This is a genomic window from Vibrio sp. CCB-PB317, from assembly GCF_022808245.1.
GTDB lineage: Bacteria > Pseudomonadota > Gammaproteobacteria > Enterobacterales > Vibrionaceae > Vibrio > Vibrio diabolicus.
Window position 1 is genome coordinate 1,035,724 of the sequence record NZ_JALGNU010000001.1, and the last position, 12,757, is coordinate 1,048,480.

Genomic DNA, 12,757 nt, shown 5'->3' on the forward strand with positions numbered 1-12,757 from the left:
ATGAGGCTTTTTTAATTTTATTTGTATTTAAAGAAAGGATGTCAAACATGGCTATGCACCCTCGTGCTGGGCAAAAAGCGCAGCAGGAAGATCTTCATAATATTCCGGCACTCGTTGCCAATTACTTCTTGCTTCAACCTGATGCTAAGAACTCCGATCACAAGGTTCAATTCGGCACATCAGGTCACCGTGGTACCGCTGATAAGCATACATTTAACGAAAACCACATTTTGGCTATTGCTCAAGCGGTTGCAGAAGTTCGTGCCCAGCAAGGGACCACAGGTCCTTTGTTTGTCGGTAAAGACACGCATGCTTTGTCTGAACCTGCATTTTCTAGCGTGATTGAAGTTTTGATTGCGAATGGCGTAAAAGTCATCGTACAGCAGGATAACGGCTACACGCCAACACCAGGTATCTCGCACGCAATTCTGACTTACAACATCAAGCACGATGAAAAAGCAGACGGTATTGTGATTACACCATCTCATAACCCACCACAAGACGGCGGTATCAAATACAATCCGACTCACGGTGGTCCAGCAGAAGCTGAGTTGACTCAAGCTATCGAAGATCGTGCGAACGCACTGATTTCCGAAGGTTTACAAGGTGTTAAACGCTTACCACTAGCAGAAGCAAAAGCATCGGATCTGTTTGTGGAGATGGACTTGGTTAAACCCTACATCGATGACCTAGTGAACGTTATCGATATGGAAGCAATCCAAAAAGCAAACCTGAAGATTGGTGTAGATCCATTGGGTGGCAGCGGCATCGATTACTGGCGTCAAATTGGTCAGGCATACAACCTAGACCTAACGCTAGTAAGTGAAGCGATTGATCCTTCTTTCCAATTCATGTCTCTCGATAAAGACGGTGTGGTTCGTATGGACTGTTCTTCTCCATACGCAATGGCGGGTCTATTGGCATTGAAAGATGAGTACGATCTAGCATTTGGTAACGATCCTGACTACGACCGTCACGGTATCGTTACGCCAAAAGGTTTGATGAACCCGAATCACTTCTTAGCCGTTTGTATCGACTACCTATACCGCCATCGTGACGCATGGGGTAAAGATGTAGCGGTTGGTAAAACACTAGTATCAAGTGCACTGATTGACCGTGTTGTGGCGGATCTAGGTCGTGAGCTATGTGAAGTACCAGTAGGCTTCAAATGGTTTGTTGATGGTCTGTACACTGGTAAATTCGGTTTTGGTGGTGAAGAAAGTGCCGGGGCATCTTTTCTTCGTAAAGATGGTACGCCATGGTCAACAGACAAAGACGGCATCTTGTTATGTCTTCTAGCGGCAGAGATCACTGCGGTAACGGGTAAGAACCCACAAGACTACTATGAAGAGCTAGCGGCGAAACACGGTGAGTCGAAATACAACCGTATTCAAGCTGTAGCGAATGGCCCTCAAAAAGACGTACTGAAGAAGTTGTCACCAGAAATGGTCGCGGCTGAAACACTAGCGGGTGATCCAATTACGGCTCGTCTCACGCATGCGCCTGGTAATGGTGCTGCAATCGGTGGTCTAAAAGTAACGACTGCCAACGGCTGGTTTGCTGCTCGTCCATCAGGCACAGAGGACATCTACAAGATTTACTGTGAAAGCTTCAAAGGTGAAGAGCACCTAAAACAAATCGAAGCAGAAGCACAAGAGATCGTTAATCAAGTGTTTGCAGCTGCCGGCCTGTAAACCATTCAATAGTCGATTTAGAAAACAAAGGGTTGATGTGCAAGCATCAACCCTTTTGCGTTTTAATATTCCTGAACTGAGTTGTTTCCGGGCCAGGAATCCGGTACCACAAACCAGAATTGACCGTCCTCCGTTTGTGCATGTACAAATCGGTCTGAAGGCTTTTCAATGGGTTGAGATAAATCGTCCGTACCAATCGCCCAGCATGGTTTGTGTAAATGATAAAGTGGCTTACCGATTAACTCCCATTGGCTCTGGTAGCACCAGTAACCACTAATCTGACTTGGATTTAGTTCATAACCCAAGCACTCGCTAGGAGTTGGCTCTGGAGTAAACGGATTAATATAGAGTCGTCCTTGCATCAATAGACGTTCTTGTGGAGCGTCGTTTAACGGAATTATTTTTTGAAATTCCGGGCGATCGCTCATTTTCAACTGATGAGTAAGCATTCTATTCAGTTTTGTATGCAGCTGGTCGTGAGCATTCGGACCATACCAAACGCCGTTATAAAGAAGATAAAACTTAATCGCTACTTCCCAGTGTTCTATTTGATTTGATTCTGTATTCCGCAACATCAAGTCGATAGCACCAATAGTCTTACCTTCGATGTCGTTTAACTGAACCTCTTCCGCGATAACCTGATATCGTTCTGAACTAGAGAGAACTGCAGTGCATAAGTGCTGATATAAAAAGCCCAATCTTGGATTACCATTGTATTGCTCAGCGTTATTTAAAGGCGTTACCGAAAGATCCTCTAAGGTTGTAAACGGAGGGCGTAACTTGAAAAGAGGAGGTGAAGTGGCGATCCATTGGTAAAAGCGTTGCAGTTGGTTCATCCGTATCCCTATATGTATGGTGAGGCGACAAGCTTTGTTATTGTAACTAAATTTGCTTTTGAGGGTAGGGTGGCTAGCATCGATATTAGGGTTCGAGATACACTTTAAGTACCTAAATGATATCAAGGTGCCAGATGTCAAAACGTTGTTGTATCAACTAGGTTGCACACTCTCGGTCTGATTTCATCGAGAGGTTATTTAGGTTTACATGCGCTAGAAATTGGAAGTAATAATGAATAACTTAAAGCTAGAACAGATTCTTAATGACAAACTGTCACCGCAGTTAATTAAAGATTACGCACCAAACGGGTTACAGGTAGAAGGGACGCCAGCCGTAAAGCGTATTATCACTGGCGTAACTGCCTCTCAAGCCTTAATCGATAAAGCGATTGAGCTTAATGCAGACGCATTACTCGTTCATCACGGTTATTTTTGGAAAGGTGAACCTGAGCCAATTCGTGGTATGAAAGGTAAACGAATTCGTAGTCTGATCAAAAACGATATCAACTTATATGGTTATCACCTTCCTCTGGATATTCACCCAGAGCTAGGCAACAACGCAGAATTAGCTCGCTTACTTGAAATCGAAGTAGAAGGTGGACTTGAAGGACACCCTCAATCAGTAGCCATGTTTGGACGCTTGAAAAAACCGATGTCTGGTGCTGAGTTTGCGAGCAAGATCAATCAAGCTCTTGATAGACAACCACTGCATATTGCTCCAGAGAATACCGATAAGATGATTGAGACGGTCGGTTGGTGCACTGGTGGAGGGCAGGATTTTATTGAACTTGCTGTACAACACGGGCTGGATGCATTTATCTCTGGAGAAATTTCAGAGCGTACCACTTATACCGCTCGTGAAATGGACATTCATTACTTTGCTGCAGGTCATCATGCTACTGAGCGTTATGGTGTTCAGGCTTTAGGAAAATGGCTAGCGGATGAATACGGCCTACATGTGGAGTTTATCGATATTGATAATCCGGTTTAGTGTTCGCTATTCATAACGTGAGACGCTGAAAAGAAAAAAGGGTTGAGACAAAATCTCAACCCTTTTGTTTGTTTATCTTCTAACTAAAAAGATCATTCACGTTCGTGAAGTGGAGAAAACTCACGCTGTGTTTCACCAGTGTATAGCTGACGAGGACGACCGATGCGGTTCAGTGGATCGCTGTGCATTTCGTTCCAGTGAGCAATCCAGCCGATGGTACGAGAAATCGCGAAGATAACCGTAAACATAGAAACTGGAATACCAATCGCTTTAAGAATGATACCTGAGTAGAAGTCTACGTTCGGGTACAGCTTCTTAGAAACGAAGTACTCATCAGAAAGCGCAATGCGCTCAAGTTCCATTGCTACATCTAGTAGAGGGTCTTGAATGTTTAGCTCTTTGAGAACTTCATGACACGTTTCGCGCATTACTGTCGCACGTGGATCGTAGTTTTTATAAACGCGGTGACCAAAGCCCATTAAGCGGAATGGGTCATCTTTGTCTTTCGCGCGGTCTACATACTCAGGGATGTTATCGACGCTGCCAATCTCTTCTAGCATTCTCAAGCACGCTTCGTTTGCACCACCGTGAGCAGGTCCCCAAAGTGATGCAATACCAGCGGCAATACATGCAAATGGGTTAGCACCAGAAGAGCCAGCTAGACGTACAGTTGACGTCGACGCATTCTGTTCGTGATCCGCGTGTAGCGTGAAGATTTTATCCATCGCACGCGCAACGACAGGATTTACTTCATACTCTTCGCAAGGGTTTGCGAACATCATGTGTAGGAAGTTTTCTGCGTAGCTCAAATCGTTGCGTGGGTAGATAAATGGCTGACCGATAGAGTATTTGTAACACATTGCAGCCAGTGTCGGCATCTTCGATAGCAGACGGTACGCCGCGATCTCACGGTGCTCGTCGTTGTTGATGTCAAGAGAGTCGTGGTAGAAGGCTGCAAGTGCACCGACTACACCACACATTACTGCCATTGGGTGAGCATCACGTCGGAAGCCATGGAAAAAGCTTGCGATTTGTTCGTGGACCATAGTGTGGCGAGTAACGGTCGTTTTGAATTGCTCGTATTGTTCTCGGGTAGGGGCTTCACCATAAAGAAGGATGTAACATACTTCTAAGTAATCTGCGTTATTGGCTAATTGATCAATCGGGAAACCGCGGTGCAAAAGAATACCTTTGCCGCCATCGATGTACGTGATTGATGATTCACAAGATGCAGTGGCAAGAAAACCTGGGTCAAAAGTAAAGTAACCATTGGCTCCCAGCTTACGAACGTCAATTACAGGTGTACCTAGCGTACCGTCCATAATCGGCAGTTCGATTGGCGCTTGACCTTCAACATGAAGGGTCGCTTTCTTATCCGCCATAACAATCTCCTTTGTTTATTATTTAATCCGTCCAGGATGTTTATGTGCCATTTTTGTACTGTTGTTAAAGCTTAAAGTCAATTTTTCTCCATCTTTGTGTGCACTTGTTATGATTTTTCTCATGAAAATCGTTAAAAATCTGTTCTATGTAGCATAATTTGTTACACCAATTGTATTAGAATGTTGCTCGCCGTATATTGGCTAAGAAAATTTTAGTTAAATCCTTATAAATTCGGGGCTAGAAACAAAGAGTGAGGTTTGTTGCTGGACTCCGATTGTTAACAAGTTGTTTACAATTATCTGGGTGGTTACTCGCGATATTTGTTAAATAGATGTTAACTTTTGTACGTTTGGAAGCTGAAATTGGTTATAACAATAAATGCTCAATGGAGCTGAGTGAGCAAGCCCGTGAAAGAAAGAAAGTCAAGACCTGTTAATTTAGATTTACAGACCATCCACTTTCCTATCACAGCAATCGCATCCATCCTACACCGTGTGTCTGGGGTAATTACGTTTGTTGCGGTGGGTATACTACTGTGGTTACTGTCCATTTCTCTGTCATCCCCAATGGGTTTTATGGAAGCCGCTGACATCGTCGATAGCTTCTTCGTAAAATTCATCCTGTGGGGAATTCTTACTGCACTTGCCTACCACATTGCAGGTGGTATCCGTCACTTGTTGATGGATCTAGGTCACTTTGAAGAGCTAGATTCTGGCACGATGAGCGCTAAAGTCGCGTTTGGTGCAACAGCAGTATTATCATTATTGGCGGGGATCTTGGTATGGTAAAACACGTATCTTCATTTGGTCGTAATGGTGTACACGATTTCCTACTGATTCGTGCAACTGCAATCATTATGACGCTATACACGATTTATCTGATTAGCTTCTGTGCATTTTCAGATATCTCTTACGCATCTTGGACCCAATTCTTTGGTGGTACCTTCACTAAAGTATTCACCATGTTGGCACTTGTTTCGATCCTGATCCACGCATGGGTCGGTTTGTGGCAGGTATTAACGGATTACATTAAGTGCGCGAAACTGCGTGGCGCACTGCAACTTGGTGTTATTGCCGTGCTATTCGGCTATGTCTTCTCTGGTCTATTTATTCTGTGGGGTGCGTAAGTGTCTATTCCAGTTCGTGAGTTTGACGCCGTAGTAATCGGCGCTGGTGGTGCAGGTATGCGCGCTGCACTACAAATTTCAGAACAAGGCCTATCATGTGCTTTGTTGTCAAAAGTATTTCCAACACGTTCTCATACTGTGTCTGCACAGGGCGGTATTACCGTTGCTCTGGGTAACTCGCACAAAGACGATTGGCAATGGCACATGTACGATACCGTTAAAGGTTCCGATTACATCGGTGACCAAAATGCGATTGAATACATGTGTAAGAATGGCCCTGAGTCCGTTATCGAACTAGAAAAAATGGGTCTTCCATTCTCTCGTTTTGATAATGGTACTATCTACCAACGTCCATTCGGTGGTCAGTCAAAAGAATTTGGTGGTGAGCAAGCTGCACGTACAGCAGCAGCTGCGGACCGTACAGGTCACGCGCTTCTTCATACGCTTTACCAACAAAATGTGAAACACAAAACCACCATTTTCTCGGAATGGTATGCACTAGACTTGGTGAAAAACCAAGACGGCGCCGTAATGGGCTGTACTGCGATTTGTATGGAAACAGGCGAAATCTGTTACTTCAAATCAAAAGCAACGATTCTAGCAACAGGTGGCGCAGGTCGTATTTACGCATCGACCACTAACGCACACATCAACACTGGTGACGGTGTAGGTATGGCATTGCGTGCGGGTGTACCTATGCAAGACATGGAAATGTGGCAGTTCCACCCAACGGGTATCGCTGGTGCAGGTGTTCTTGTAACAGAAGGTTGTCGTGGTGAAGGTGGTTACCTTCTAAATAAAGATGGCGAACGCTTCATGGAGCGCTATGCTCCTAACGCGAAAGACCTTGCAGGTCGTGACGTAGTTGCACGTTCAATGATGATCGAAATTCGTGAAGGCCGTGGTTGTGATGGTCCTTGGGGTCCACACATTAAGCTGAAGTTGGATCACCTTGGTAAAGAAGTGCTTGAGTCACGTCTGCCTGGTATCTGTGAGCTGTCTCGTACTTTCGCGCACGTTGATCCAGTGAAAGAGCCAATTCCAGTAATTCCAACCTGTCACTACATGATGGGTGGTGTACCAACTCAAGTGTCTGGCCAAGCAATCAAGCAAAAGGCTGACGGCAGCGAGATGGAAGTACAAGGTCTATATGCATGTGGTGAGATTGCTTCTGTATCAGTACACGGAGCAAACCGTCTAGGCGGCAATTCATTACTAGACTTAGTCGTATTTGGTCGCGCGACTGGCTTGCATCTTGGCGAAACGCTCGCAGCGCAAGCTGAGGCACGCCCTGCAACTGAATCTGATATAGAAGCATCTCTAGCGCGTACCATGCGTTGGGAAAATAGTACTGGCGGTGAAGATCCAGTTCAAATCCGTAAAGACCTACAAGCTTGCATGCAAAACAGCTTCTCGGTATTCCGTGAAGGCGATGCAATGGCAACGGGTCTAGAAGAGTTGAAAGTAATTCGCGAACGTCTGAAAGATGCGCATCTAGCGGACAAGTCTTCTGAATTCAACACGCAACGTATTGAGTGTCTAGAGTTAGACAACTTGATGGAAACAGCATTCTCTACAGCCGTAGCGGCGAACTACCGTACTGAAAGCCGTGGTGCACATGCTCGTTTCGATTTCCCTGAGCGTGATGATGAGAACTGGCTATGCCACTCTATCTACAACCCGGAAACAGAAGCGATGACTAAGCGTGATGTGAACATGACGCCAACGCATCGTGAAGCTTTCCCGCCGAAAGTACGTACATACTAAAGGGAGGATACGACTATGAAATTGAACTTCTCTTTATACCGTTACAATCCGGATGTGGATACCAAGCCTTACATGAAAGAGTATACCCTTGAGGTAGACGAAGGCTCAGACATGATGGTGCTTGATGCATTGATTCTGCTAAAAGAGCAAGATCCAAGCATCGCGTTCCGTCGCTCATGCCGTGAAGGGGTATGTGGTTCTGATGGTTTGAACATGAATGGTAAAAATGGTCTAGCGTGTATCACACCGTTATCTGCTCTACAAGGCGATAAGATAGTTATTCGTCCACTGCCAGGGTTACCTGTCGTGCGCGATCTTATCGTTGACATGACGCAGTTCTATGATAACTATGCGAAAGTTAAACCATTCTTGATTGATGATGGTGCATTACCACCATCACGCGAGAACCTACAATCGCCTGATGATCGTGCGCATTTAGATGGATTGTACGAATGTATCATGTGTGCATGTTGTACAACGTCTTGCCCATCATTCTGGTGGAACCCTGACAAATTCATCGGTCCAGCTGGTCTTCTTGCGGCGTACCGCTGGCTAATTGATAGCCGTGATACGGCAACAGATGAACGTTTGTCTGATCTTGATGATGCATTTAGCGTTTTTCGTTGCCATGGCATCATGAATTGTGTAAGTGTTTGTCCTAAGGGATTAAATCCGACGAAAGCCATCGGCCATATTAAGTCGATGCTGGTTAATCGCTCGGTTTAATTTACTCGCTCTTAGGAATGTCGCAGTGTTGCGGATCACCCGATATGACCGCTTCACTGCTTCAAGAATATTTCGAGTAAAGAATACAAAAATTGCCGACTAGTTCTGGTCGGCTCTTATAGCTCGGCAAAGACCGAAGCAAACGTGAAAACTACTGGTTAAGGGAAAATATGCACAACGGCGTGATGAAGGCATGGCTCGAGTCTTCACACTTGGCTGGCGCCAATGCAACGTATGTAGAGGACCTCTACGAACTGTATCTAAGTGATCCCGATCTGGTAAGTGAGGAGTGGAAACGTGTTTTTGAAGGCTTACCTAAGCCGTCAGAAGAAGTGGCAGAACAACCACATTCACGTGTCCGTGACTACTTCCGTCGACTCGCTAGAGAAACAAAGCATTACAATGTCCAAGTTAGTGACCCAGATGTCGATGCAAAACAAGTAAAAGTTCTACAGCTAATCAACGCATACCGTTTCCGCGGACATGAAGCTGCAGAATTAGACCCACTAGGTCTATGGCAACGCCCAACCGTGGCGGAGTTAGACCCTGCTTTTCATAATCTTACCGAAGATGACTTCGAAGAAACTTTCAACGTAGGTTCTTTTGCTGTTGGGCAAGAAACCATGAAGTTGAAAGACATCTATGAAGCCCTCAACAAAACTTACTGCGGTTCCATCGGTGCTGAATACATGCACATGACTGACACAGAGCAAAAACGTTGGATCCAACAACGTCTTGAGTCTGTCGTAGGCCAGCCATCATTCAACAAAGATGAGAAGCGCACATTCCTAGAAGAGCTAACAGCCGCTGAAGGTTTGGAGCGTTACCTCGGGGCGAAATTCCCAGGTGCAAAACGTTTCTCTCTAGAAGGTGGTGACGCACTGATTCCGATGACGAAAGAGTTGATCCGTCACGCGGGAACAAGTGGGATGCGTGAAGTGGTTATCGGTATGGCTCACCGTGGTCGTTTGAACATGCTGGTGAACGTGCTTGGTAAGAAGCCTCAAGATCTGTTCGATGAGTTTGCCGGTAAACACGACGAAACTTGGGGCACGGGTGATGTGAAATATCACCAAGGTTTCTCTGCCGACTTTGCTACCCCAGGTGGTGATGTTCACTTAGCTCTTGCATTTAACCCATCGCATCTAGAAATCGTCAACCCAGTAGTCATGGGGTCGGTGCGAGCACGCCAAGATCGCTTGGGTGATAATCAAGGTAGCAAAGTGCTTCCTATCACTATCCACGGTGACTCTGCAATCGCTGGTCAGGGTGTGGTTGCCGAAACGTTCAACATGTCACTGGCTCGTGGTTTCCAAGTCGGTGGTACGGTGCGTATCGTTATTAACAACCAAGTTGGCTTTACGACGTCTAACCCTCGTGACACGCGTTCAACGATGTACTGTACAGATATCGCGAAGATGGTTCAGGCGCCAATTTTCCACGTGAATGCCGATGACCCAGAAGCGGTTGCTTTTGTTACTCGTATTGCTTTGGATTACCGCAACGAGTTCAAGCGCGATGTCGTGATTGATTTGGTGTGTTACCGTCGCCACGGTCACAACGAGGCCGATGAGCCAAACGCGACTCAGCCTTTGATGTACCAAAAAATCAAAAAACACCCTACACCACGCAAATTGTATGCGGATATTCTGATCGATAAAAACGAATCAGATATCGAGACAGCGACTCAGTTAGTCAATGAGTACCGCGACGCATTAGACCGCGGTGAAGTGGTGGTTAAAGAATGGCGTCCAATGGCGTTGCACTCTGTAGACTGGTCCCCTTACTTAGGGCATGAATGGGATATGGAGTGGGATTCAAAATATGACAAGACGCGTCTTATCGAGTTGGGTAATCGTCTTTGTCAGTATCCAGAAAGCCATAAACTGCAAAGCCGTGTTAATAAGCTTTACAACGATCGCCTAGCAATGATGACCGGTGAAAAAGCAATCGACTGGGGTATGGCCGAAACATTGGCGTATGCAACATTAGTTGATGATGGCAAGCGTATTCGCCTTTCTGGTCAGGATTCGGGTCGTGGTACTTTCTTCCACCGTCACTCGGTTCTTCATAACCAAACAGATGCAAGTACGTACATTCCATTAGCGAATATTCATGACAATCAGGGGCCATTCCAAGTGTTTGACTCAGTACTGTCAGAAGAAGCGGTATTGGCATTTGAATACGGTTACGCAACAGCAGAGCCAGGTGGTTTGACTATTTGGGAAGCGCAGTTTGGTGACTTTGCCAACGGCGCGCAGGTTGTGATTGACCAATTCATCTCGTCAGGTGAGCAGAAATGGGCACGCTTATGTGGTCTCACAATGCTTCTACCTCACGGTTACGAAGGTCAAGGCCCTGAGCACTCCTCTGCACGTCTAGAGCGTTACCTTCAGTTGTGTGCTGAGCAAAATATGCAGGTTGTAGTTCCTTCAACACCGGCTCAGGTATACCACATGATTCGTCGTCAAGTTGTACGCCCAATGCGTCGACCTCTGATTGTTATGTCGCCAAAATCTTTGCTGCGCCATCCTCTATGTACTTCGACAATTGAAGACTTAGCGGACGGTACATTCCAATCTGCAATTCCAGAAGTAGATGACTTAGACCCAAGCAAAGTAAAACGCGTCGTGTTCTGTTCAGGTAAGGTTTATTTTGACCTACTGGAACAGCGCCGTAACAACGAGCAAGACGATGTCGCTATCGTGCGTATCGAGCAGCTTTATCCATTCCCGATGGAAGAAGTACAAGCAGCGATTGCTCAATACACTAACGTTGAAGATTTCGTGTGGTGTCAGGAAGAGCCTCAGAACCAAGGTGCTTGGTACTGTAGCCAACACAACTTCCGTGCCGCTATTCCTGCAGGTGCAGATCTTAAATACGCAGGTCGCCCAGCTTCTGCTTCGCCAGCAGTTGGCTACATGTCGGTGCACTTGAAACAACAAAAAGCGTTGGTTGAAGACGCTCTGAACGTGAACTCAAAAACTTCGAATTAAGAACTAGAAGTGAAAGGAAGAAACAGATATGACAATTGAAATTCTGGTTCCAGATTTACCTGAATCAGTTGCTGATGCAACCGTAGCGACATGGCACAAACAACCAGGCGACGCAGTAGAGCGTGACGAGGTTTTGGTTGACATCGAGACAGACAAAGTCGTGCTAGAAGTGCCAGCTCCGGAAGCAGGCGTTTTGGAAGCTATCGTTGAAGAAGAAGGTGCGACAGTACTTTCTAAACAAATCATTGCTAAATTGAAGCCAGGTGCAGTTGCAGGTGAGCCTACCGCAGACAAAACAGAAAGTACGGAAGCATCTCCTGATAAACGTCATAAAGCTGCGCTTAGCGAAGAAAGCAATGATGCACTAAGCCCAGCAGTACGTCGTTTATTGGCTGAGCATGGCTTAGAAGCAAGCCAAGTGAAAGGCACTGGCGTTGGTGGTCGTATTACGCGCGAAGATATTGAAGCGCATCTTGCGAACGCTAAAACTGCGCCAAAAGAAGAAGCACCAGCAGTGGTTGACGTGCCGGCAGCGGCTCGTAGCCAAAAACGTGTTCCAATGACTCGCCTGCGTAAGACAGTCGCTAACCGTCTGCTAGAGGCGAAGAACAACACGGCAATGCTAACGACGTTTAACGAAGTGAACATGAAACCAATCATGGACCTTCGTAAGCAGTACAAAGATCAGTTCGAAGAGCGTCACGGTATTCGTTTAGGCTTCATGTCTTTCTACGTGAAAGCTGTAACAGAAGCGCTTAAGCGTTACCCAGAAGTAAATGCTTCGATTGATGGTGATGACATTGTTTACCACAACTACTTCGACATTAGCATGGCGGTATCAACGCCACGTGGTCTAGTTACACCTGTCCTAAAAGACTGTGACAAGCTTGGTTTCGCTGATGTTGAAAAAGGCATCAAAGAACTGGCTATCAAAGGTCGTGATGGCAAGCTAACGGTAGACGAGCTAATGGGCGGTAACTTCACTATCACAAACGGTGGTGTGTTCGGTTCACTAATGTCTACACCAATCATCAACCCACCTCAATCAGCGATTCTTGGTATGCATAAGATCCAAGAGCGTCCGATGGCAGTGGATGGCAAAGTTGAAATCTTGCCGATGATGTACCTAGCGCTGTCTTACGATCACCGCCTAATTGATGGTCGCGAGTCTGTTGGCTTCCTAGTGACGATTAAAGAGTTGCTAGAAGATCCAGCACGTCTCCTATTAGACGTTTAAT

At 45.9% G+C, this 12,757-nt stretch carries 10 protein-coding genes; 8 read left to right on the forward strand and 2 right to left on the reverse strand.

All coding sequences use genetic code 11. The annotated features are described in order from the left end of the window. Positions 1–47: 47 nt before the first annotated feature. Positions 48–1,694: a phosphoglucomutase (alpha-D-glucose-1,6-bisphosphate-dependent) gene (gene pgm / locus MTR11_RS04890; RefSeq protein WP_134647996.1), complete on the forward strand. Its 1,647-nt coding sequence runs from the start codon at positions 48–50 to the stop codon at positions 1,692–1,694. Between the two features lie 62 nt (positions 1,695–1,756). Here pgm and MTR11_RS04895 read toward each other — a convergent pair whose 3' ends face one another. After that, entirely contained in the window at positions 1,757–2,530 is a 774-nt protein-coding gene (locus MTR11_RS04895; RefSeq protein ID WP_243327074.1) for a DUF1853 family protein, read from the reverse strand. 232 nt (positions 2,531–2,762) lie between these two features. Between MTR11_RS04895 and MTR11_RS04900 the strand changes: the two genes are divergently transcribed. Continuing rightward, a complete protein-coding gene (locus MTR11_RS04900; RefSeq protein WP_104971392.1) occupies positions 2,763–3,521 on the forward strand; it encodes a Nif3-like dinuclear metal center hexameric protein in 759 nt (252 codons plus the stop codon). Between the two features lie 92 nt (positions 3,522–3,613). Here the strand turns inward: MTR11_RS04900 and MTR11_RS04905 are convergent, their stop codons facing one another. Continuing rightward, entirely contained in the window at positions 3,614–4,903 is a 1,290-nt protein-coding gene (locus MTR11_RS04905; protein WP_005382163.1) for a citrate synthase, read from the reverse strand. A gap of 396 nt (positions 4,904–5,299) precedes the next feature. Between MTR11_RS04905 and sdhC the strand changes: the two genes are divergently transcribed. The 6 genes from sdhC to odhB all read left to right on the forward strand — a co-directional run bounded on the left by sdhC (position 5,300) and on the right by odhB (position 12,756). After that, positions 5,300–5,692, forward strand: coding sequence for a succinate dehydrogenase cytochrome b556 subunit (gene sdhC / locus MTR11_RS04910; protein WP_017634811.1), 393 nt, complete (start codon positions 5,300–5,302; stop codon positions 5,690–5,692). Next, positions 5,686–6,030, forward strand: a complete 345-nt coding sequence (gene sdhD / locus MTR11_RS04915) for a succinate dehydrogenase, hydrophobic membrane anchor protein (RefSeq protein ID WP_005382169.1) — start codon at positions 5,686–5,688, stop codon at positions 6,028–6,030. Before sdhC ends, sdhD begins: the two co-directional genes overlap by 7 nt. Beyond that, positions 6,031–7,797, forward strand: coding sequence for a succinate dehydrogenase flavoprotein subunit (gene sdhA, locus MTR11_RS04920; RefSeq protein WP_005393016.1), 1,767 nt, complete (start codon positions 6,031–6,033; stop codon positions 7,795–7,797). It abuts the gene before it with no gap. Between the two features lie 15 nt (positions 7,798–7,812). Next, positions 7,813–8,523, forward strand: a complete 711-nt coding sequence (locus MTR11_RS04925) for a succinate dehydrogenase iron-sulfur subunit (RefSeq protein ID WP_005382174.1) — start codon at positions 7,813–7,815, stop codon at positions 8,521–8,523. Positions 8,524–8,693: 170 nt separating this feature from the next. Further along, positions 8,694–11,519, forward strand: coding sequence for a 2-oxoglutarate dehydrogenase E1 component (gene sucA / locus MTR11_RS04930; RefSeq protein ID WP_005393014.1), 2,826 nt, complete (start codon positions 8,694–8,696; stop codon positions 11,517–11,519). A 28-nt stretch (positions 11,520–11,547) separates the two neighbouring features. Beyond that, entirely contained in the window at positions 11,548–12,756 is a 1,209-nt protein-coding gene (odhB, locus tag MTR11_RS04935) for a 2-oxoglutarate dehydrogenase complex dihydrolipoyllysine-residue succinyltransferase (protein WP_243327075.1), read from the forward strand. Position 12,757 lies beyond the last annotated feature (1 nt).